The sequence below is a fragment of the Spirosoma litoris genome, assembly GCF_054776755.1.
This window is the reverse complement of the sequence record NZ_BAAHBI010000036.1, coordinates 78640-102032: the sequence shown is the minus strand read 5'-3', so window position 1 is coordinate 102032 and position 23393 is coordinate 78640. Positions and strand designations below refer to the sequence as shown.

General features: G+C 47.8%; 20 protein-coding genes. 13 read left to right on the top strand and 7 right to left on the bottom strand.

The window, feature by feature from the left end:
• Positions 1–103: 103 nt before the first annotated feature.
• Positions 104–889, bottom strand: coding sequence for a tyrosine-protein phosphatase (locus tag ACYVGR_RS22650; RefSeq protein ID WP_460960971.1), 786 nt, complete (start codon positions 887–889; stop codon positions 104–106).
• 270 nt (positions 890–1159) lie between these two features.
• On the opposite strand from ACYVGR_RS22650, the gene ACYVGR_RS22645 reads away from it, so the two are divergent.
• A complete protein-coding gene (locus ACYVGR_RS22645) occupies positions 1160–1774 on the top strand; it encodes a 2,3-bisphosphoglycerate-dependent phosphoglycerate mutase (protein WP_460960969.1) in 615 nt (204 codons plus the stop codon).
• Between the two features lie 20 nt (positions 1775–1794).
• Here the strand turns inward: ACYVGR_RS22645 and ACYVGR_RS22640 are convergent, their stop codons facing one another.
• Positions 1795–2250, bottom strand: a complete 456-nt coding sequence (locus ACYVGR_RS22640; protein WP_460960967.1) for a RidA family protein — start codon at positions 2248–2250, stop codon at positions 1795–1797.
• A 44-nt stretch (positions 2251–2294) separates the two neighbouring features.
• Positions 2295–4808: a hypothetical protein gene (locus tag ACYVGR_RS22635; RefSeq protein ID WP_460960965.1), complete on the bottom strand. Its 2514-nt coding sequence runs from the start codon at positions 4806–4808 to the stop codon at positions 2295–2297.
• Between the two features lie 493 nt (positions 4809–5301).
• Here ACYVGR_RS22635 and ACYVGR_RS22630 point away from each other — a divergent pair, with 493 nt between their 5' ends.
• The 3 genes from ACYVGR_RS22630 (at position 5302) to ACYVGR_RS22620 (ending at position 9341) form a co-directional block, all read left to right on the top strand.
• On the top strand, positions 5302–7578 hold the full coding sequence (locus tag ACYVGR_RS22630; RefSeq protein WP_460960963.1) for a GH92 family glycosyl hydrolase: 2277 nt from the start codon (positions 5302–5304) through the stop codon (positions 7576–7578).
• A 264-nt stretch (positions 7579–7842) separates the two neighbouring features.
• Complete coding sequence (locus tag ACYVGR_RS22625) at positions 7843–8316, top strand: Dps family protein (RefSeq protein WP_182461219.1); 474 nt, start codon at positions 7843–7845, stop codon at positions 8314–8316.
• A 92-nt stretch (positions 8317–8408) separates the two neighbouring features.
• Positions 8409–9341, top strand: coding sequence for an NADP-dependent oxidoreductase (locus ACYVGR_RS22620; RefSeq protein WP_460960960.1), 933 nt, complete (start codon positions 8409–8411; stop codon positions 9339–9341).
• A gap of 94 nt (positions 9342–9435) precedes the next feature.
• Here the strand turns inward: ACYVGR_RS22620 and ACYVGR_RS22615 are convergent, their stop codons facing one another.
• From ACYVGR_RS22615 to ACYVGR_RS22605, 3 genes are all read right to left on the bottom strand, one after another.
• Positions 9436–9918, bottom strand: a complete 483-nt coding sequence (locus ACYVGR_RS22615; RefSeq protein WP_460960958.1) for a response regulator — start codon at positions 9916–9918, stop codon at positions 9436–9438.
• 275 nt (positions 9919–10193) lie between these two features.
• On the bottom strand, positions 10194–11018 hold the full coding sequence (locus ACYVGR_RS22610) for a response regulator transcription factor (protein WP_460960956.1): 825 nt from the start codon (positions 11016–11018) through the stop codon (positions 10194–10196).
• A gap of 211 nt (positions 11019–11229) precedes the next feature.
• The gene (locus ACYVGR_RS22605) at positions 11230–12435 is read right to left on the bottom strand and encodes a glycosyltransferase family 1 protein (RefSeq protein ID WP_460960954.1); all 1206 of its coding nucleotides are present in this window, start codon (positions 12433–12435) and stop codon (positions 11230–11232) included.
• A 396-nt stretch (positions 12436–12831) separates the two neighbouring features.
• Here ACYVGR_RS22605 and ACYVGR_RS22600 point away from each other — a divergent pair, with 396 nt between their 5' ends.
• The 3 genes from ACYVGR_RS22600 to ACYVGR_RS22590 are packed head-to-tail and all read left to right on the top strand — an operon-like array spanning position 12832 to position 15366.
• Complete coding sequence (locus ACYVGR_RS22600) at positions 12832–14025, top strand: acyl-CoA dehydrogenase family protein (RefSeq protein WP_460960952.1); 1194 nt, start codon at positions 12832–12834, stop codon at positions 14023–14025.
• Entirely contained in the window at positions 14009–14764 is a 756-nt protein-coding gene (locus tag ACYVGR_RS22595) for a PIG-L deacetylase family protein (protein ID WP_460960950.1), read from the top strand. The genes ACYVGR_RS22600 and ACYVGR_RS22595 overlap by 17 nt, the downstream gene beginning before the upstream one ends.
• 8 nt (positions 14765–14772) lie before the next feature.
• Entirely contained in the window at positions 14773–15366 is a 594-nt protein-coding gene (locus ACYVGR_RS22590) for a class I SAM-dependent DNA methyltransferase (protein ID WP_460960947.1), read from the top strand.
• Positions 15367–15407: 41 nt separating this feature from the next.
• On the opposite strand, the gene ACYVGR_RS22585 is transcribed toward ACYVGR_RS22590, so the two are convergent.
• Positions 15408–16577, bottom strand: coding sequence for a glycosyltransferase family 2 protein (locus ACYVGR_RS22585; protein WP_460960945.1), 1170 nt, complete (start codon positions 16575–16577; stop codon positions 15408–15410).
• A 191-nt stretch (positions 16578–16768) separates the two neighbouring features.
• Between ACYVGR_RS22585 and ACYVGR_RS22580 the strand changes: the two genes are divergently transcribed.
• The 6 genes from ACYVGR_RS22580 to ACYVGR_RS22555 all read left to right on the top strand — a co-directional run bounded on the left by ACYVGR_RS22580 (position 16769) and on the right by ACYVGR_RS22555 (position 23323).
• Complete coding sequence (locus ACYVGR_RS22580; protein ID WP_460960943.1) at positions 16769–17635, top strand: SDR family oxidoreductase; 867 nt, start codon at positions 16769–16771, stop codon at positions 17633–17635.
• Between the two features lie 6 nt (positions 17636–17641).
• Positions 17642–18298, top strand: a complete 657-nt coding sequence (locus tag ACYVGR_RS22575) for a gluconate 2-dehydrogenase subunit 3 family protein (protein WP_460960941.1) — start codon at positions 17642–17644, stop codon at positions 18296–18298.
• Positions 18295–19860, top strand: a complete 1566-nt coding sequence (locus ACYVGR_RS22570) for a GMC family oxidoreductase (RefSeq protein WP_460960939.1) — start codon at positions 18295–18297, stop codon at positions 19858–19860. Before ACYVGR_RS22575 ends, ACYVGR_RS22570 begins: the two co-directional genes overlap by 4 nt.
• A 72-nt stretch (positions 19861–19932) precedes the next feature.
• Positions 19933–21264 carry a family 1 glycosylhydrolase gene (locus ACYVGR_RS22565; RefSeq protein WP_460960937.1) on the top strand — a complete coding sequence of 444 codons (1332 nt, stop codon included), beginning with the start codon at positions 19933–19935 and terminating at the stop codon, positions 21262–21264.
• Positions 21265–21327: 63 nt separating this feature from the next.
• The gene (locus ACYVGR_RS22560; RefSeq protein ID WP_460960935.1) at positions 21328–22098 is read left to right on the top strand and encodes an alpha/beta fold hydrolase; all 771 of its coding nucleotides are present in this window, start codon (positions 21328–21330) and stop codon (positions 22096–22098) included.
• A 43-nt stretch (positions 22099–22141) separates the two neighbouring features.
• Positions 22142–23323, top strand: coding sequence for an amine oxidase (locus ACYVGR_RS22555; RefSeq protein ID WP_460960933.1), 1182 nt, complete (start codon positions 22142–22144; stop codon positions 23321–23323).
• Positions 23324–23393: the final 70 nt, after the last annotated feature.

The window sequence follows — 23393 nt, the reverse complement described above, 5'->3', positions numbered from 1 at the left end:
TAGTCATTTGTCTTCTAACGACTAGTTTACAGCCAGTTAATCCAGTATGCCGGATTAGCTGGCCATACCTTTTGGGGTTTCTACCTCAACGCTTCTCTATTCGTTAAGGCTGCTTAACATCCGTCAATAGACTCATATTCAGGAGTGGTTGCTCCTCCAGCAGCTTCATATCGGCGGAGTTAAACAGGCGAGTCATTGTGCTAATATCCTTAGAGCGGTGCATATCGCTCCCGATAAAATCGACCCAGGCATTTTGGAGTAAATACCGAGCCTGTTTTTCAACCTGCGATCCATAACGCCCACACAACGACATCCAGTTCAGTTGAAACAGGCAGCCCGCTTCTCGCAGGTGACCTAAGGTATGTTTATCCTTATCCGAATGATAATACTTGTAGCGTTCCGGATGAGCAAGCACAGGTGTGTAACCGTGGGTCTGAATCCGGAATAACATATCATCCAGCCCAAATGGAGGGGCCGACCAACCCGTCTCAACCAGAAGGTATCGTTTTTCACCAAAGGCCAGCAGATCACCTTTGTTCAGCGACTCCATGAAAAAATCATCCAGCAAATACTCCGCTGCCACCTCAATTGTAAGCGGAAGCTCGTGTTCGATAATGAGCTCTTGTACGGCGGTTAAACTTTCCTGAATTGTACTCGTTCCGTTGGGGTACCAATCACGGCTCACGTGTGGGGTAGTAACAACCTTATGAATACCCCAATCGGCCAACTGCCTGAGGCAGACCAGGGTCTCCTCAAGACTATTTACCCCATCATCTAAATCGGGTAATAAATGCGAATGAATATCCACCTGCCAAAAACAAGTATCCTGTTTAGCAGGGGCAGCCTTGCGGAATGGAATAAACCGTTGCCAAAAGCTTTCTGTGAGCATCAGTCGCAAAGATACAAAGTCGATAGGGAATTTCGACAGCGTTTAAAGTAGGGACAAAATTTCAGCTTGTCCAAACGTGTTCTATATTACTTACGTTAAATTTAGCCCGACCGATTACCCGGCCTTCATTATATCGCAAAAACAACTAGCGGCTCATGATCAGCAGACTCGAAAATTCCATATTATGCACACTTTAGTTATTTCAATCACGTCGTTATAAAGTTTGTTTTCCATAAAACACTTTTTTCGTTTTACTTGTAGTCAGTGTATATGCCTCTCTTCGTTATCGTCCGTCACGGACAGTCACAATGGAATTTAGAAAACCGCTTTACGGGTAATACTGATACACCCCTTACCGATCTTGGTCGGCAGGAGGCCCGTGAAGCCGGAGATTTGCTCAAAGCCAATCAGCCGCCAAACTTTAGCATTGGCTTTACGTCGGTATTACAACGGGCTATCGAAACGATGTCGATAATTCTGACTGAAATTGGTCAGACAGACCTACCGATTGAACGCAGTGAAGCCCTTAATGAACGCATGTATGGCGATCTACAGGGCATGAACAAGCTCGAAGCCGAAACGCAATTTGGCGCCGAGCAGGTATTCCGTTGGCGACGTGGTTACGAAGACCAACCTCCACATGGCGAACGATTGGCAGACACACATGCCCGAGTAGTCGCATACTTTAAAACAACCATTTTACCCCACCTACAGGCTGAACAAGCCGTATTGGTGGTTGCTCACGGAAATAGTCTGCGGGCCCTGATGATGGAATTAGAACACATCAGTCCTGCCGACATCGAGAAAGTTGAACTGGCGACTGGCATTCCTCGCCAGTACGACTACGACTTAACTACCGGCGAATTTCGACTATTGCCCAGATAAGTAGTAGTTCCCTCAGTTCATTACTTTATCGCAATGACTTCGATTTCAATCAGGACGCCGTTGCGCACGGTTTGCCCAACATTTTTCATGTCAACGATTTTGGGCGGAATAGTAAGGTAAGTAGTTTGTACCGCTTTTAATTGTTGCGAATCAAGGTTACTCACCAGTGAGGTTTCCGTTTCTCCTTTAACAAAATACTTTATCTGGGTAATATCCTTCAGGGTCATACCAACTGTAGCCAGTGACGTTTTTATATTTTCGAATAGCTGCTGAGTCTGTGCGTTTAAATTACCCGATCCTGCCAAATTCCCATTGGCATTAAATGGGCGCTCCCCACATACGTACACTGTCTGCCCCGGAATCGCATTATCTACTTTGTACAGATAACCACTAGGCGCTTTAGCCGTATCTGTCGACTGGGCAAGGCTATAGGAAGTCAGCGTAAGGCAGAATAGAAAATTAAGAAAGTAGTTCATTGGCTTATTGAGTAAAGTTGTTCGATAACTGCTTATCATGCTACTCATTTAGGCAGGCTATCCGGATTAATCGTTCGCAGATAGGCACTCGCCTGGTCATCTTCGCCATTCGTATAGCCATTACCAGGCGTCGAGTCGGGATCAGCCTGATCGGTACTAAAAATTTGAGCCCTATTGATGAAGGTGCCCATACTTGTTGCCTGAAGAACAAACGTTAGACTAGCTGATTGTCCGGCAGGTATCTGGTTAATTGTCCCCTGCACAGTCGATCCATTGACCGTCATGCCCGACGATGAACTTACAAACTGCAAACTAGATGGTAACAAATTGTTCAATACAACATTCTTGGCCGTTAAACCACCCAGATTATTTACGATGAGCGTAACGCTAACTGGCTGCCCAGTCTTTATCGACATACTGCTAAGCTGCATCTGTAAACTTAAGTCGGCTTTAGCAGGGTCGGGCGTTGGCTGATTCGATTGAACAGTCGGTAACGTTATCTGATTGGGGTTGGGCGAAACATATACACTCGATGAACTTGCCAACGTTCGAACATCAGTCTGCGCTTCGTCTTTCTCTCCATTAGCCGTCCCGTTGTTCAGCGTTACACCCGCTATTGGGTTAACCGAAGCCGTTAATTCAGCAGCCGCAATGTAAGTTCCCGGTGCTGTTAGCCGGACAACGTACCGCCGATTCGTTGTTAAACCCGCTGTCATGCTGCCAATCGTACCACTCACTACACCGTTGGACGCGCTCAAATTATCGACCGACGAAACGAATGTAACATTAGGTGGCAGGCGGCTCTGCATCGACACTGCACCCACATCACAAGTGCCTTTGTTTTGTACAGAAAGCCAGAAACTGACAGTATCATTTATCGAAATTGTTCGTCGGGCTGTTCTGAATGCCAAACTCAGTTCTGCCGAAGCCAAGCTGATCGTTTGTGAAACCGCATTGGACAAACATCCATAAACTGCGTGCTGCGCCTGGACACTATAAACGCCAGGGTTAGTAACCACAACAGACGACGAGGTAGCGCCCGTACTCCAGCGATTTAGCCCCGTATACGATGACATTAATTTCAACCCAGTAGTACGGCATATCGCCAAGGTTCCGTTATCGGTCGTTACGGTTGGAGCTGCTGGCTGAACCGTTGTCGGAACAACCACTGCTGGCGGAAAGTACACTTTGTTCTGTCCGTTCAGGAGTCGTGCCGTATAGATACCGGTGCCAACCGTCAGACTACTACTGGTACTACCTGTACTCCACGTGTATTGATAACCAGCTGGTTGCGTAAGCGTCAATTGGTTGGAGCCTGCGCAAGCCAAACTCGCTACCGGCTGAGCCTCTGCCGGATAGGGCGAAATCATGGCCAGGTACGAGTCGGAGATCGCATTAGCCCAGGAATCACCCGCTTTGTTTTGGCCAGAGGGCGAAAAATGAAGCCCATCGGGTCGATCGGCTAATGTGTTTATATTATCCAGATCAGGCCCCTGAAATGCTAAATAACCTGCTGTATTAATAACCCGAAACTGCGCAGAACGTACATTGTCGAAGCGGGCCCCAACAAATGATGACAAAGCGATAATGCAGGCCAGATTCGGCTTACTAAACTCGGATCTTACTTTATCAATAACCTTGTAATAGTACTTTGCCGTCGAGTCGGTCGGGTTATCGCGATCATTTTCACCATGTTGAATCAATACAGCGCGTAGCCCTGTAGTAGGTACGTAAAGATTCATCAGGTTACGAAAATTAGCATAAGGCATTCGCAGGTCGTAGCGTACAAATGAATGCTGAAAGGGTATATTATACGCTGCAAAGTAGTTTTGCTGCATAGTTGTTCCTCCGAATCCTGCATTGTAAAACATGACCGGAACGTTGATCCGCTGGACGAGTACATCGCCCATATGCCCCCAAAGCCAAGGTATACTGGCAAAAGGCGAGAAACCACTGGTAAGCGACAACTGACTGAATGCCAGCCCCGGTAGGTAACGCGTATCAGCAGTATTGAGATATTGCTGAAAATCACTGCCATTATCATCAATAGCAACAATAGTAACCCGATCGTCATTTGCACCATTAATAGATGGACACTGGTTCGCTCCATTAACCGTACAGCTAGATCCCTGAGCATTGGAGTGCCCCATGATGGCAAACACCTCTCCTACCCCAAATCGATCTAATGAATCAGTGGTGACAATCGCGCCACCGCTTCGGCCCCGGACCAGCAGTTTATACCAGCCCCCTTTAACGGATAGCGTACCCCTAAACTGGCCATTTGTTGGGTTGGTCTGTAGCGTAGTCCAGTCGGTCGTGGTACCCTGTCCGTCAACACGCGCTACAACGCGAACTTCAACAGCATCTAAGGCCTGACTGTAGCTTCCAACAATTTGTACGTTTGCCTGATTTCCGTTGTCTCGCTGAAGAACCAGTCGACTGACAGGAAATGTAATTTTGATTTGAGCTTTTGCTTCGCAAAAACCAGCTAGAATAGCTACAAGTGTTATCCACACGACCACACCCATCCTCACATTCATCTTGTACACTTGTATCATTTAAAAAACTGTAAGCCGGAGTATATATATTATTATAATCACATGATCAGTCTATTATTTCATAAGCAAACGAATCCACTCAGTCTGCTCAGTGATAGGTGTGGGGTAGTTCTAACTAGTTTCCGGTGCGTTGCCAAAACTATCAACAAACTACCGTTTACACAATATTTATTTTACATATTTTTAAATAAATAAACTTACTTAATGCGAAAACGCCTTTTTATTTCACTTAAATAATATCAATATAAACACCTATTTTACTGTAAAATTTTACCTTAATAGACTAGTTACCATGGGAATTTCCTTAGCGTAACCTCAGGCCTGGATGCCACAATTCTACTTCGATTTCATTCAATCAGTTTGTTTCAGCGATAGTATTCAGGCTAAATTTGCCTTCTAAATCTCTCCCGATAAGCACTGTCATCCTCTTCTCAGAAGACCGTCAATAATTTGGCGAATTGATTAGATAGGCAGTTGGCGCCTGACTACCCTTATGAAAAAACTCCTCTATTTACTTGCCTGGACAACGTTGCCCTCTACCCTATTTGCCCAGCCCGTTACCTACGATCCAGTTGCCTTGGTCAATCCATTAATCGGAACGGATTCCAAACCAAGTTTATCGAATGGAAATACCTATCCAGCTATTGCATTACCCTGGGGAATGAATTTCTGGATGCCCCAGACAGGCAAAATGGGTGACGGATGGGCCTATACTTATGCTGCCGACAAAATTCGGGGGTTTAAACAAACGCACCAGCCTTCGCCCTGGATGAACGACTACGGCCAATTTTCGCTCATGCCGATAACCGGGAAACTTCAGATTGACGAGAACGAGCGTGCTAGTTGGTATTCGCACAAATCGGAACTAGCAACTCCCTATTACTACAGTGTGTATCTGGCCGATCACGACGTTACTACTGAGCTGGCCCCCACCGAACGAGCAGCTACATTTCGATTCACCTTCCCCAAAACCAACCACTCTTATGTCGTATTAGACGCCTTCGATAAGGGATCTTACGTGAAAATAATACCGAAGGAGCATAAGATTATTGGCTACACAACCCGGAACAGCGGTGGTGTACCGGCCAATTTTAAAAACTACTTCGTCATCTACTTCGATAAGCCGTTCACGACGGCACAGGTCTGGCACGAGAAAACAATAACGGCTGATTCTCTGGAAATTACTGCCAATCATGCGGGGGCCGTAGTCGGCTTCAAAACCAGCAAAGGCGAACAAATTCAAGCGAGAGTAGCTTCGTCCTTTATCAGCCTGGAACAGGCCGAACTGAATTTGAAGGAGTTGGGTACCGATTCATTTGATACGGTTAAGCAGAAAGCCAAACAAGCCTGGAATAAAGAACTCGGCCGAATTCAGGTTGAAGGTGGCACCCTTGCTCAAAAGCAAACCTTTTACTCCTGTTTATATCGCTCACTCCTGTTTCCCCGAAAATTCTATGAACTGGATGCTGCCAGGAAAGTAGTGCATTATAGCCCTTACAATGGTCAGGTGATGCCCGGCTATTTATTTACCGACACAGGTTTTTGGGACACGTTCCGTTCATTATTCCCTTTTTTGAACTTGATGTATCCTTCGTTGAACGTCCAGATTCAGGAAGGTTTAGTTAATGCGTATAAAGAAGGAGGTTGGCTACCCGAATGGGCAAGCCCTGGTCTGCGGAACACCATGATTGGCTCCAATTCGGCGTCTATTATTGCAGATGCTTACCTGAAAGGAGGACGTGGGTACGATATCAATACATTGTATGAGGCCGTATTGAAAAATTCGGAACAAGAGGGGCCATTAGATGCCGTTGGTCGGCGGGGAGCCAGTTATTACAATACGCTGGGCTATGTACCTTACGACGTAAAAATCAACGAAAATGCTGCCCGAACACTGGAATATGCCTACGACGATTTCGCCATTTATCAGCTGGCCAAAGCTCTCAAACGCCCTCAGGCCGAAATCGACCGGTTTGCGAAACGGAGCCAGAACTACCGGAATTTATTTGATAAGCAGACGGGTCTGATGCGCGGCAAGAACCAGAATGGAACCTTCCAGTCGCCGTTTAATCCGTTCAAATGGGGTGATGCCTTTACCGAAGGCAACAGCTGGCATTACACCTGGTCGGTTTTTCATGATGTGCAGGGCCTTATGAATCTGATGGGTGGTCGGCAGCAATTCGTTACAAAACTAGATTCTGTTTTTACTATCCCACCTGTGTACGACGAGAGTTATTACGGCAGCGTTATTCACGAAATTCGGGAAATGCAGATTGCCAATATGGGCCAGTATGCCCACGGAAACCAGCCGATTCAGCACATGATTTACCTGTATAGCTATGCTGGAGAGCCCTGGAAAGCCCAATACTGGCTTCGGGAAGTGATGAATCGGCTCTATTTGCCAACGGTTGATGGCTATTGTGGCGACGAAGATAACGGGCAGACATCGGCCTGGTACGTATTTACAGCGATGGGCTTTTATCCTGTTTGTCCCGCAACCGATCAGTACGTTCTGGGGGCTCCCCTATTCAAAAAGGTAACAGCGAAATTAGAAAATGGCAAAGAGCTGATTATTAAAGCGCCTAACAATAGCGACCAGCATAAGTACATCAACACACTACGCCTGAATGGAAAAACTTATTCAAAAAACTGGCTGAGCCATAAAGAATTAACACAGGGAGCCACACTGGACTTCGATATGTCGACGACACCCAATCGGCAGCGTGGCATCAAACCAGAAGATTTCCCCTATTCATTTTCAACTAAATAGAACGCTGATTTTTATGAGGGTTATGATTAGTTTAAATCTGCTAAACTTCCTAAAACTGCTTGTATCAACTAGTTTTTTTGTCATTCCTCCTAAAAAAACGCTGCGTTTTTAGCCAAAAAGGAAAAGTTAAAACAGCTTCCTTTTATAGAAATCACTGGTAATCATAACCCTCATAAAAATCAGCGTTCCATTGAATTTCATATCCCGGTTTCGGTGTTCTATCAGAGTTACATATACCATTTACTATTTTAAAAATCTTCCCAAATGAAAACAAACATTGGCATTTCAGCAGAGAACAGAGAAGTAGTCGCTCACCAATTAAGCAAGCTCCTGGCCGACGAATTTGTATTGTATACAAAAACGCTGAACGCTCATTGGAATCTGGAAGGGATGGACTTCCATTCGGTACACCTCTACTTCGAAGAGCTCTATAATGAGTCGGCAGAGATTGTGGATAATGTAGCTGAGCGCATCCGCCAGTTAGGCCACTACGCCCCCGCTACGCTGAAGAATTTCCTGCAACTAACGCACCTGACCGAACAGGACGAAGACGGTAACGATAGTCGGAGCCTGATGAAGAAACTATTGAGCGACCACGAAAGTATCATTGAATTCATTCGCGGAAACATCAATGAATTTGCCGATGCGCATAAGGATGCTGGAACCAGCGATTACATTACTGGCCTTATGGAGAAACATGAAAAAATTGCCTGGATGCTTCGGGCACACCTGAAGTAAATTAGAAAATGAATAATGAGAAATGGATAATGGCCGCTAGTGACATTATCCATTTCTCATTATTCATTGCTCATTATCAATAAACATTGTCTATGAAAGCGATTGTTTTAAGCGATTGGGGTGGCGTCGAAAATTTCGCCATTCAGGAAGTACCTACTCCAACCATTACTCCCGATGAAGTTCTGGTAAAAGTCAAAGCTTTTGGGGTAAATCCGGCCGACTTTAAAACGAGAAACGGCACAACGCCCTACTCGCAGAGTTATACTCACCCCATCATTCTGGGTTGGGATATGGCTGGTGAAGTGGTAGAAACGGGAAGCAGCGTAACAACGTTTAAGCCGGGCGATGCCGTTTATGGCATGGTCAACTTTCCTAAACCGGGCAATGCCTATGCGGAATACGTTGCCGCTCCGGCCGACAATCTGGCTCACAAACCTACTCAGTTATCATTCGAAGAAGCTGCGGCTGCCCCTCTGGCTGTACTCACGGCCTGGCAGGCGCTCACTGAACATGGGCATCTCGAAGCCGGTCAGAAATTGCTGATTCAGGCGGCATCGGGTGGCGTTGGGCACTTAGGCGTTCAACTCGCCAAAGCAATTGGCGCCTATGTGATTGGGACGGCTTCGGGTAAGAATGAAGCCTTTGTTCGGTCATTGGGTGTCGATGAGTTTATTGATTATACAAAAACCGATGTCGAAAAAGCGGTGAGCGATGTAGATCTTGTTTTCGATACAGCCGGTGCTGATACGGTTTTCACCTCTGCGAAGGTTCTTAAACCTAACGGCCATCTGATTTCGATTGCTTATGGGGCTATGGATAAAGTATTGGCTATCCGACCCGACATCAAAGCAGAACGCACACAAGTGCATACCAGTGGCAGCGATCTGGAAACGATCAACCAGTTCATTGCAGACGGGAAATTAAAAATTACGGTTAGCCAGGTGCTCCCCGCCGAGCAGATTGCCGACGCCCATCAACAATTAGAAAGTCGCCGGACAACCGGAAAAATCGTCCTGACATTTTAATTCTGTGGATTCTATAGGATTCTTGCGATTCTATTCCCATCAATTACCAAAAAAGAATTCTATAGAATCCACAGAATTAAACTACGCCCTTCACTCAAAAACTATAGTGTGTAGGTGGTAAGCTAACCGTTTCCCACCAATAAGCCCGTAATTCCTGAAAATAGAACAACCAATCCGAAAAAGTAGTAGGCTTTACCAGATAGGAGGAAACGCCCAGTTGATAGGCCTTTGCTATGTCGGCTTTAACTTCTGATGAACTGAGCATAACAATGCGAATCTGATTGATCGGCGAAGGCATTTGCTTGATCTGTTTAAGTAATGTCCAGCCATCTTCGCTGCTGGGCAAGTACAAATCCAACAGGATCAGTTTTGGAATCTCCCATTCCTGATAATGCCACTCATTAAGAAGAGTCAGCGCTTGCGCTGGCGTAGCAACCCGCACAAAAGTTACTTCGGGGAGCGATTGCTCCATAGCTTGCCTGGTTAGTAGCCAGTGATCGTCATTATCTTCAATAACGAGTATCTTGGCAAACCTGAAATTAGCTTTAATCAGGGATTGAGGATCATTACTCTTCATGGCACAATGGCTAGGTTCTCTCTTAATAATATATTGATTAAGTAGATTGTTTAGCCGCCCCGTCAATCTTGGCAAATTTCATAACGATACCTCCCAATGGCATTCTCCAGCCAGATAGAATTTTCAGTGCTCAATGATCCGCTTTCAGAACCGCCAACGGCAGAAACATAAACAACTCTTAGATCGCAATACCTCCCTGGCACTTCCCTTTGTCTTTATTTAATCGATTTCCCCAATGGACAGGCGGATCGGCAGGTAATTAGCAACTCAGTTTTTTAGTTACCAGATCTGCTGGAACCAGGCAATCTGACAATGTGTAGCCAGAATTGGCAAATACGCTCAATAGTGTTTTCAAAAAGTTGGGAGCCAATTGGCATTGATACCACTGAGTTTGCCTGTTTTTGGTAGCCATTAATCACCAATTGTTCGGTTGGCAAAACCAGCAGCACAACTGGAATTCGACTAAGCTGGCTGTCGCTTTTTAACCGTTGCAGAGTATTCAGTCGCTCCGTTGTTTGCGTTCTGGCATCTAGTATAATCAGCAATGGATACTCTGATTCGGGCAGTTGACTTAGGATTTCTGGCAGAAACGTACTTTCCTGAGCAATGTGAATATGATAGGAAGGCCATTTCCCCCGTAGCGATTGCTCGGCCCAAGAAGCCCTTTCCTGATCATTCGTAACCAGAAACACAGAGGCCACGGCGGGTTCCTGAGACTGCCCATTCAGGGGCGTACTCATGGCCTCGGACAGGGTATCCAATGGTTCCTCTCGACTGTCTTTCGTAGCATGCTTCAGCAACGACTCTACTACCTGAAGCCAGCGTCGACGGCTAACCGGGAATACTTCGCCACTATCCAGATGCACCTTACCCGACATTTTTTTGTGCGGAGGCTCATCCAGGCTTTTTACATAAGCCGGATTGACCAGCACAGTTTTATGAACCCGAATGAAATCGGGTAGCTGACTTTCCAGATAACTAATTGGTTTAGCCAGCAATTTCTTTTCGCCATTCCGAAAATAAAGCCAGCAATAGTTATTAGCTCCTGAAAAATAAGAAATTAACTCTGGATGCTGGAGAGCTGGTTTAATAACACTCATACGTCAACCTACCTCCTATATCATTATGTACGACCTAGTCTACCTTACTATTAAACGAATAAATAGCCATTGGGTTTACTACTATTGACGACATGCGTTTACCAGCCCAACAGGTTGAGCGTAAACGTTTATACGCTTACGAATAACGTAGTAAACCACTAACTGATCAGTGATACATAACTATAATCAGCAGTCTCCTATTTAGGTTAGGTTATTGAAAATTTACTGTCATTCGTGCCAGGATAAGCCGGTTCATGGCCTCCCAGGTGCTATCCCAGGAATTAGCCAATAAAAACTCATCGACAGCCTTCCAGTCGTCGGACATAGTATGATGAAGCGCCTTATCAATGGCCTGTTCAAAAGCCTCAGCCGTATCGGCGATAAGCACCGGCGCCCATCCTCCATAGGTACTAATCACATCCTGAATGGACGTTGACACGACGGGCAATCCGGCTGCCAGATATTCCGGTGTTTTGGTAGGGCTGATATAGCGGGTTGCTTCATTAAGCGCAAACGGCATCATGGCCACATCCCACTGATTAAAATAAGCAGGCAGGTTTTCGTACGGTTTCATGCCCAGATAGTGCAGATTGGGGCCTTTAGGCAAATGTGCTGGATTAATTTTAACAACCGGCCCTAACAACACAAATTGCCAGTCAGGCCGCTTCTGGGCCAGTTCGCCCAACAAATCAATGTTCATTCGCTCGTCAATTACCCCGCAAAAACCAATACGTGGCCCGGCAATTCCAGTAATATCTGCAGGTTCAGGCAACGAATGCCGGGCTGGCTCGAAATGATGATAATCAATGCTACTTGGAAACGCAAAGACGCTGTCATGTCGGGTTTTCTTGGCTTCGTATAAGCTCATTCCGCCCGTAAAGACTAAATCGGCCCGGTTAAGCAACTCCTTTTCTTTGTCCAGCAAACTCCGGGGTGCCCCTAAAAAGGCCGACAACTCATCCATACAATCATAGATCGTCAGACGGGGCGTCAGATGATCACTAAAGGAGAGCGCCATAGGGGTATAATACCAGGCGATAAAATCGCGAATCGAATGCTGCGCAATCAATTGATTTACTGCTTCCCGTTGCTGACGAATTGCCTCCTCATGACTTGTTCCATGTTTCAGAAAGGGCACCACAACTGTTAGGGTCTCGCTGACGGGATGAAGTTCCAATCGGTCTTCGTGGCTATAAATAGGCTCTTCAATAAACCAGACCCGCCAGTTTCGGCTGGCCCGACTAAGGAGATGTTGGGGACGCTGATAAACGAAATTCCACCGCAGGTGCGAAAAGCAAAGTAAATCGGTTACTTCTCCTGCTGATTCATCTGGACTTTGTGATTGTTTTACGACTTCCGATTTAGCTGGTTCCTGATAGCCTGCGTGTACTGTTGAGTTAGGTTGATATTGAGTCATCGGTTGTATAGAAAAAACATAGAATAGCGCTTTCTGGCTCCTGTCCATAAAAAACCAATGCCTTAACTCGAGAAACTCGTACAGCTATTGGCTATAAACGCAGAACTTGAAGAGGTACCAATGATTATGAACTAGCTGGGGCCAACTTTGTTGCTTCTGTGAGGCAGTGGTACCGCAAATTCTTTTTTTGCGTCAATTAAACGCAGCCATCCTATTTCTTAGAGACCTCTAAACTTCATAAAAATAGTCTCGGCTTTACCCCCAACCCCCTGAAGGGGCCTTATTCCCACAATGAACTAAGCCCCCTTCAGGGGGTTGGGGGTCGGGTAAATAAATGAAAAACTAATTTTTAGGCAGCCTCTTGAACAATCTGCAGGGCTGTCGATTTAACAAGACATGAACGCCACGCAGGAAGCTACGTCTACTATTTCACGCCTACCAATTGATAGCCCAAGTCTGTTAAATCCATTGATTGATCGGATAGCGCTGGCCGCTCCGGATACAGATCAGGAAGGGGCTTTTCCTGAAGATGCCTTTCGCTGGATGGCGGAAGCAGGGTTGCTGGCGATTACTCTCCCCGGCCATGATCTTGATTTCTGTTCGGGGCAAACGGCTCGATTACTGCATTTACTTAAACGAATTGGTTCAGCTAATTTAGCTGTCGGTCGGGTCTACGAAGGGCACATCAATGCGTTGTATTTAATTCATCTCTTTGCTACACCCGATCAACGGATACGCTGGTATACCGACATAGTCCAACATCATCGATTATTCAGTGTCTGGAATACACAAGCCGATAACGGCGTACAGATTGAGGGAGTCAACACCCCTGCAGGCGATACGATCTATCGCCTGTCGGGAGCTAAAACATTTTGCTCCGGAGCTGGCTGGATTCAACGCCCCCTAATTACCGGCGAATTACAAACACGTGACCAGCAGGGAGAACAACGCAGAGGCTGGCAAATGACGATTGTACCAACTGAGCAAGTTTCACCGATTGCTCAGGACAATCAGTTCTGGCAACCATTGGGCATGCGGGCATCGGCCAGTCTTAAACTTGATTTTACCGGCATTGAGGTAAGCGATGCAGACTTACTTGGACAACCCAACGACTATTACCGGCAGCCCTATTTTAGTGGTGGCGCCATTCGGTTTGCAGCCGTACAACTTGGCGGAGCAGAAGCTATGTATACTGCAACCCGACAATTTCTGACGATGCTGAAGCGCACCGACGATCTATTTCAACAAACACGACTCGCCGAAATGGCCTGTTTACTAGAATCGGGCAACCAATGGCTTGAAGCTGCTGGCAATAACATCGATCGCTGGCTGGCCGAAGGAGCTGATTGGACCAAGATCGTAGCCTACGCCAATATGACTCGAACAGCTATCGAAGAAATCTGTCTGCGGGTAATGCCACTAGCCGAACGGTGTGTAGGGGCCAGAGGTTTACTTCGCCCGCACCCTTTTGAACGCATCCATCGCGACCTGACTCATTACCTGCGCCAACCCGCTCCCGATGCAACTTTGGTAGATATTGGAAAATTTGTCCTCACAAACCCACAACCTGCCGATGAACTTTGGCGTTAATCAGACCCACAGCCTAGACGATCTGGCAGAACCGCTCACGAATCTACAAACCATTGGTTCAGCGTTAGTAGTGGCTCCTCACCCGGATGATGAATCGCTTGGTTGCGGAGGTACGATTGCTCAGTTACGGCAGCTAAATTATGCCGTACACGCTGTATTTGTTAGTGATGGCACCATGTCACACCCACACTCAAAAGCGTATCCGGCAGAGCGGTTGCGTAATTTACGCGAGTCGGAAGCACGCGAAGCGCTACAAATTCTGGGCGTTGCTCCAGACGCCTGTACGTTTTTGCGCTATCGAGATCGGCAGGTACCGACTCTTGGGGTGGCTGGCTTTTCGGAAGCCGTTACGCAGCTAGCGACGCTGATCGATCAGCTAAAACCAACCACCGTATTTGTACCCTGGCGACGGGACCCTCACCCAGATCATCGAGCCTCCTGGCAGATTGTCCAGGAAGCGCTCAAGCAACTGGCAACGAAGCCCAGGCTATTAGAATATCTGATCTGGTTATGGGAATTAGGCACTGAAGACGATATGCCTGACCCTGCTGACATATTGGTATGGCGCGTTTCGATTGATTCCGTAATGAACCAGCGAAATCAGGCTATTGCGGCTCACCAATCGCAGGTAACTCATCTAATCAACGATGATCCAACCGCTTTTTATCTGTCGCCGGAATTACTTACCCATTTCGATCAACCTCGTGAGCTCTTTCTAGAGGGCAAAACAAATCGTTAAGCCAACCTATGTCAACTCCATTATCAACCTTAGATCAAGCCTATTTCGATCATGTTTATCAGGCGAACGACGATCCCTGGTCATTTGCCACCAGCGACTACGAACGTCAGAAGTATGAAGCCACGCTAGCCGCTTTGCCCAATGCGCACTACGACGATGCCTTTGAAATTGGCTGTTCCATTGGTGTATTGACCCAAATGCTGGCCGACCGATGTAGCCGACTCCTGGCCGTTGATGCCAGCGCATTACCCCTAAAAGCGGCTCGCGAACGACTGGCGTCCTACCCTGGTGTAACGATCCAGCAGATGCAACTACCCAATGAATTTCCCGACAGCTCGTTCGACCTGATTCTATTGTCAGAAGTCGGGTACTACTTGGCCATGCCCGATTTGACACGCACCCGGCAATTGCTGATCGATCACCTCAACACCAATGGCCATTTACTACTGGTTCATTGGACGCCGTTTGTACACGATTATCCATTAACTGGCGATCAGGTACATGATTTCTTTCTGGAAGCCGCGCAACCCAATGCTCCATTGATTCATTTAACCAACCAGCGAGAATCGACTTATCGATTAGATTTATTCCAGAAGAAATAATCAACCACCTTATTTTCAGAAATTTACTCACAAACAGACCGTTACCGCTGTCCGCTGGTACGCAGAAACAGGCGTAGGTCATGAATAGCCATTGTAATCGGAACCAGCGGCCATAACGAAGGCCACTTGCCCCTAGCCATTTGTTCCTCTACGCGTTCCCAAAGTTGCCCAAAATAACAACTTTGCACCACTTGTTGCTGTAACCAGTCCGCATCAACCAGTAGATTGGCTGCAATTTCATCTAGTTTGGTAGTCGGTAATTCGACAGCACGACGTTGCCAGAGTTTTCGTAGATCGTGCCGGTTCTGTATTCGTCTAATAATGGCTCCAGCGGACTCCGCCAGTTGACATTTACGAGCCTGATTCATGGCTTCCCAATAGCGTAATTGCTCCGAAAAACCGATTTCAACTCTACCCTGCATCCGGGTGGAAGTCGTAACGCGCACCTGCGGACTCTTACGAACTCGGATATCGGTTCGAAGCAGTGCTTTATACAGGGCTTCATCTTCCAGACAAGCCACCTTAGGCAATCCACCAACCCGCTGATAGGCCGAACAGGTTAAGGCAATACTGGCTCCGAAATGCTGAAAATGACGAGGCCAGGGATCGGAAGGTGATGGATCAAGATAAGCTTCCAGTTGCGAAATCAACATGCGATAGGTAACATCACGTAGATGGTTGATACGCACGGGATTAGTATCAGGCTGGGTTAAAATTCTGCCCCCGACCGCTTCACAACCTTTATTAATTTCGGCCCGAATCTGAGCGATCCAGTACGTATCGACTTGTGAATCAGCATCTGTAGATGCAATAATTCCCAGCGGGTTATTGACCGATAACAGCCGCTTGCAGGCTTCATCCATCAGTAATCTTCGTGCCGTGCCCACATTAGCTTTTTCAGAAGGCAGTTGAATATTGGCAATTCGAAGCGGGAAAGTTGGGTACTGTTGTTGGTAGCGTTCTGCAATCGTCAGGGAATGATCGGTGCAATTATTTAGTAGCAGCAATACTTCATACCGGTTTACAGGCATTGGTCTGTCATCAAGTTGCCGTTGTATACGAAGCGCATCCAGTGCATATACCAGATAATTAGCTTCATTTCGAGCTGGTATAACAACGGCCATCTGCAATTGAGGGTCAGGTGGATAGCCCTTAAAAAGTGAGAAGGATTGAGGTAGAGAAGTAGTCAAATAAGCAGGCGCAGACTGCATAGGTTCATTTTCCTGCGTTGATGAGCCAGGTTGGCCATACAGGTTACCTCACAACTAAAAGTTCGCTCTATTGTTGACAACAACTTGGCAACGGTCGATTGCTTTACAACAATATCGCTTACGGACAACAAAACCCATGAACAACAGTTTAGTCAAGTTGATAGCCCAACGGCATCTTACTCAACGATACTATGGAAACCTTTGAATTTCGCCCCAAGGCTGAAGCTATTCCGGGGCAGCAGCTTCCTTATCCGGCCCGCCAGTCGGATATGAACCCCGCACCGGATAGTAATCTCTCGAACTACAAAGCAGCCGGAAAACTTACCGACAAAATTGCCATCATTACCGGAGCCGATTCGGGCATTGGTCGGGCAGTAGCCATTGCGTTTGCGATGGAAGGCGCCGACGTAGCCATCGTGTATAACGAGAATACCGACGACGCCATGACCACCAAACACATGGTGGAAAGCAAAGGCCGATCCTGCCTGGTCATTCAGGCCGATGTGCGGAGTTCGGCGGCTTGCCTGGATGCTGTCAGACAGACGGTGGATCGCTACGGAAAATTGAATATCCTGATCAACAATGCGGCTTTTCAGATGGCACAGGAAAGCATTGAAGATCTAACAGAAGAACAATTCCGGCGGACGTTCGAGACCAATATATTTGGCTATTTTTTCATGGTAAAAGCCGCACTTCCACATCTTCAGGCGGGCGATGCTATTGTGAATACGGGCAGCATTGTCGGAATTGTTGGCAATCCGATTCTAGTCGATTACACCGCCACGAAGGGAGCCATTCATTCGTTTACCAAGTCGCTGGCTATTCAGTTGGGGAAACGAAATATTCGGGTCAACTGTGTGGCACCTGGCCCTGTCTGGACGCCCAATATTCCCGGAACCATGCCCGAAGACGAGGTGAAGAATTTTGGTCACGAAGTAGCTCTCGCCCGCCCTGGTCAACCCGAAGAACTGGCGCCAGCTTATGTGCTGTTAGCCTCGAATGAAGGTAGTTTTATTACGGGCAGTATCGTTGAAGTAACGGGCGGAAAACTAGGGTAATCGAGTATGCACGATCATTATCCCGAAGGTACCGTTCGCGCCTTACTAGCTACCGATCTGGTTACCGAAGCAACCCGACAGGTGTTGACCGACCGCCTAATAGCAAGCCCTCAACCTCCGACGTTTTTCACGACCAGCGAGTTCGTCCTGTTAGAAACCATCTGCCATCGACTGATTCCGCAGAAGGCTGACGATGAATTAATTGATATTGTAGGTGGTATTGACCAACGACTAGCCAATAACGAATCGGATGGCTGGCGGTACGACGTTATGCCCGCCGACGGCGATGCCTATCGTCTGGGACTTGCCGGGACAGATGAAACGGCCCAACTGCTATTCCAGCAGCCCTTCCAACAGCTCTCCGACGATCAACAGGACGATGTCCTCTTGAACATACAACGAGCCACCGCGCCCGGCAAAACCTGGGAACACCTGCCTGCTAGTCGCTTTTTTGAAGAACTCCTGGCCGAAGCCACGCACCTCTATTACAGTCATCCACTAGCTCAGGAAGCCATTGGTTATGTAGGTATGGCCGACGTGCCGACCTGGCAACGCATCGGCCTGAATCAGCTGGAAGACCGCGAACCGCAAAGCTCGGATACAGGGGGCTCGGAGCCCGGCAAATCCCCCCTGCGCCATGCACCTGGCTCCACGCGCTTATGAGACACTACAAAACTTCCGAAACCGTTGATGCGGTTGTTATTGGCACGGGTGCTGGTGGCGCTCCCTTATTGGCACGGCTAGCGGCTGCTGGCCTGAAAGTCGTGGCGCTCGAAGCGGGGAAACACTGGAATCCTGCTGCCGATTTTGCCACCGACGAAAAGTCGCAGGAGAAGTTATTCTGGAATGACGAACGACTAAGCGCTGGTCATGATCCGTTGCCTTTCGGGAGTAACAACTCCGGTACGGGCGTGGGGGGGTCTACCTTACATTATACAGCCTATACTCCTCGCGCTCAACCCGATGACCTTCAACTCCGTACGCATTTTGGCGTTGGTGAAGACTGGCCCTTCGGCTTTGATCAGTTAGAGCCGTATTACGACGAAGTCGAACAGTTTCTGGGCGTTTCAGGACCGTCACCTTATCCGTGGGGTCCTGCCCGTAAACGTGCTTATGCGTTAGGGCCATTGCCCATTAATGGAGCGGGGCAACTAATGGAACGAGGTTGTAAAAAACTCGGCATTAATACCTCACCAGCAGCCAACGCAGCCTTGTCGGCAGGTTATTATCAGGAAGGCGTCGGGCATCGACCAGCTTGTGCCAATCGAGGGTTCTGCCAGGCGGGTTGTACGACTGGGGCCAAAGCCAGTATGGACGTAACCTATATTCCGTTAGCGCTCCATCACGGCGCAGAAATCCGATCAGAAAGCTTTGTGACGCAGCTACTTCAGGATGCATCCGGTCGAATTCGGGATGTGATTTATATCCGAAACGGGCAGGAAGAACGGCAGCGTTGCCGGTTTGTTTTCCTTTGCGCGGGTACTATCGAAACAGCCCGATTGCTCCTCCTGAATAATCTGGCGAATAGCAGCGGCCAGGTTGGTAAGAATCTGATGGCCCATACCGGTTTACAGATCTGGGGAGAATTCGAGGAAGATGTACGCCCCTATAAAGGCATTCCCGGTGCGCTGATTTCAGAAGATACGCACCGACCCGATCAAGCCGATTTTGCAGGCGGCTATCTACTCCAATCTATTGGGGTAATGCCGCTTACGTACCTTACGCAGATGGCGCGGGCGCGAGGGTTGTGGGGACAAGCATTAAAACAGGCCGCATTGGCCTACAACCATGTAGCCGGTATTAATATTCTAGGCGATTGCCTTCCTTATAAACACAATTACCTAGAATTAGCCGAGGAAAAAGATCGTCGTGGCTTGCCTAAACCGCGTATTTATTTCTCGAATGGAGAAAACGAAAAACGAATGACTACTCATGCCGACAAAATTATGCGCAACATCTGGGACGCAGCTGGGGCCAAAAATGTCTGGGCTTTTCCGCGTAATGCGCACGTAATCGGGACCTGCCGAATGGGCGCTGATCCCGATAAAGCGGTGGTGAACGCCGAAGGCCAGTCATTCGATATTCCTAACCTGTTTATCAGCGACAACTCAACTTTCCCTAGTGCGTTGAGCGTCAATCCAGCCCTGACAATCATGGCTTTATCACTCCGCACAGCCGATCGATTTTTAAAGAGCGAAAGAGCGCGAGGGCGAAAGAGTGGCTAGTCACCCATAAACACCTCCATCAATCGCAACTTTCACTCTTTCACTCATTCGCTCTTTCACTCTTTAATACTCATGGGATTTTTAGATCGTATCAAAAAACAGTTCGGCGACGGCAATTACGATGGCGATGAATTCGGTGGGGCTGCTGGACACGATGGCAGTGGCTTACCAACCGATAATCCAGGGAATTTCCTGTTCGCAACCGGTATTGAGTGTTCATACCCCACGATTCAGAAAGGCAAAGTCCGACGGGATTTGCTTCGGGAGTGTGGCCACTACGACCACATGAAAGAAGACTTGGGCCTGGTAAAAGAGCTAGGCTTGAATGTATTGCGCTACGGTCTGCCGTATTACAGCATCCATCAGGGGCCGGGCAAATTCGACTGGAGTTTTGCTGACGAAGCCATGGCTGAACTGAAGCGACTGAAGATAATGCCCATTCTGGACCTGATGCACTTTGGCGTACCCGATTGGATTGGTGACTATCAGAATCCAGATTTGCCTGTTCATTTTGCCGAGTACGCCGGCGCTGTAGCCGAGCGTTATCCGTGGGTGCGCTACTATACACCCGTTAACGAGATTTATGTGACGGCCCGACTTAGCGCCAAAGAGGGTGCCTGGAATGAACAACTCAAAACCGACAAAGGCTTCGTGACGGCCCTTAAGCATTGTGTGGCCGCCAGCATCATGGGTAATCATGAAATTGCCAAACGTCGGAACGATTGCGTGATTGTTCAAAGTGAAAGTGCCGAATATACCCATGAGCTTTGCGCAACCCCCTCGCCCCAAATTGCGTTGGAAAATGAGCTTCGCTTTTTGTCGCTGGATTTACTCTATGCCAATCCACCTTCAGCAACGGTGGCGATGTACATGATGGACAACGGCCTCACGCGGGAAGAGTACAATTGGTTTATGGCCGGAAAACCACCCGGTTATCAGGTGATGGGAAACGATTACTATGGCCGCAACGAACGGATAAGACTAGCAGACGGCTCCATTAAGACTTCGATGGATGTTCTGGGTTGGTACGAAATTACCAAAGACTACTACGAGCGGTATCAAATGCCGGTGATGCATACCGAAACCAACGTATTCGAGGCCGATCTGGCCCCCATTTGGCTCATGAAACAATGGGTCAGCGTGATGCGCATGCGCCGAAATGGAATACCCGTTCTCGGATTTACCTGGTATAGTCTGATTGATCAGATGGATTGGGATAGTCAGTTGAAAGAGGTCAATAAAAATGTTAACGCCTGCGGGCTTTATGATCTGAATCGAAAGCCACGCCCAGTAGCCGAAGCGTATAAATCTTTATTAAAGGAGTTTGGTCAGATTACGATTGTTCCGCACGCCGAGATGCTCGAAATCACCGACCGTCCGGCGCGACTGAAAACTATGATATAACAGAAAATTACCCTCTCCCCGACCTCCTTCCTAAAACAGGAGAGGAGTCGGTCAATAGGAATTATGCATTATTCAGTTAATAACACCCAGCTCAATGTCGTTGAGTTAGGAAACGGTCCACTAACCCTTGTCTTTCTGCACTATTTTGGTGGGTCGGTGTTGGAATGGCAACCTGTGATGAGTCAGCTTGACGATCAGTACCGTTGTGTGGCAATTGACCTTCGTGGACACGGTGACTCCGAATCGCCAGCAACGGGTTATTCGGTGAATATGATGGCTAATGATGTTCTTGAATTGCTTCGGACACTAAACGTCCAGAAGTTCAGCCTGATTGGTCATTCGATGGGTGGCAAAGTTGCGCTGGCGCTGGCTAGCGAACAGCCTGCCGGACTCCAGTCGCTGATTTTACTGTCGCCATCGCCACCCGTCCCTGAACCTATTTCGGATACTGACCGGGCTACGATGCTTGAAACGCACGGCCAACAAGATGCCGCTGAACAGACATTAGCCAAAATCACAGCCAGGCCACTTTCCAAAGACGTAAAGAATCAAATTATTACCGATAACCTTCGAACATCCAGGGTGGCCTGGAAAGCCTGGCTCACGCTGGGCAGCCGGGAAGATATTTCAGAAAAGATGCGTACCATTAACCAGCCTGTCGCCATTCTCGTTGGTACAGCTGATCAAGCGATTAAGCCTGAAATTCAATCCACAATGACTCTGCCTTACCTGAAAACGGCCACCATCGACACCATCGATAAGGCAGGTCACCTCTTGCCCTGGGAGACACCAGACGACGTGGTTGCGTTTATTCGACGTCATACAAGGGCATAATCTGCTAAACAAATACCTAAGCTTAGGTAGTTAGATAGGGACTATGATAAATTCTCTATCCAATAATCCATTTCAGTCTTTCTGGTGGGCAGGTTACGAATGCACAGACCAACTGAACTGTTTTGGCAATCGAGTTGATTTACTAACGAAGACAGGGCATCTTCAGCTCATTGATTCAGACTATAAGCAGCTTACTCCCTTTTCTATTCGCACCGTTCGGGAGGGAATTCGATGGAGTCAGGTAGAAAAAAAAGCGTATCAGTATGATTGGAGCGCGGTCGAACAAATGCTTGTGGCTGGGAAGCGCCAAGGCATTCAACAGGTTTGGGACATCTGTCATTTCGGTTACCCTGATGATCTGACACCCTTACATCCCATGTTTGCCCGCCGGTTTGCCGCCCTCTGCCGTGCTTTTGTCCAGTTTTATCGAGACCGTTATCCCGACGATGTGCTTATTGTTACCCCCATCAATGAAGTCAGCTTTATTGCCTGGTTAGGTGGCGATGTCAAGGGCACATCTCCCTACTGTGTCAGGCAGGGTTGGGAAGTTAAGTTGGGGCTCATGCGTGCCTACATTGAGGGCGTAGCAGCCATGCGCGAAATTGATCCCGGCATTCGCATTCTAACAACTGAGCCACTGGTTCAGATTGTACCGCCGATCAATGCCACTGAACGCGAAATTATTGATGCGACCATTGCCGACGAAAATCAGTTTCAGTCGGTCGATATGCTGGCGGGAATCATTGCTCCAGAATTGGGAGGCTCCCCTGCTTATCTCGACATTTTAGGTTACAATTATTATTTTAACAATCAGTGGATTAACAAAATCGGAACGAATCTCGGCTGGAATGACCGCATTCCCGATCCACGCTGGGTTCCCCTTCGGCGTTTGTTGATGAAAGCCTGGCATCGCTATCAAAAACCAATTGCGCTCACCGAAACCAGTCACCCCGGTATCGACCGCCCGGTCTGGATTAATATGATTGGGCGCGAATGCAGCGCTGTTATTGAGGCAGGCGTTCCACTTTGGGGTGTTTGCCTTTATCCAATCATTGATCGCCCTGATTGGGATCACCTCGACCATTGGCACCAATCTGGGCTTTGGGACGCCGACCTGTCCATGAACCCACCGGGCCGAGTGCTAAATGAGCCTTATGCCCACGCTCTTATACAGGCGCAAGCAACAGTGAGAGAGCTTCTAAATCCCCAAATCATTATTCAGTAGTTGCTTCTTTGTCCTATGCCATTCCCTGGAGAGATGGCATAGGACAAGGAAGCAATTAGCTGCCTATAGG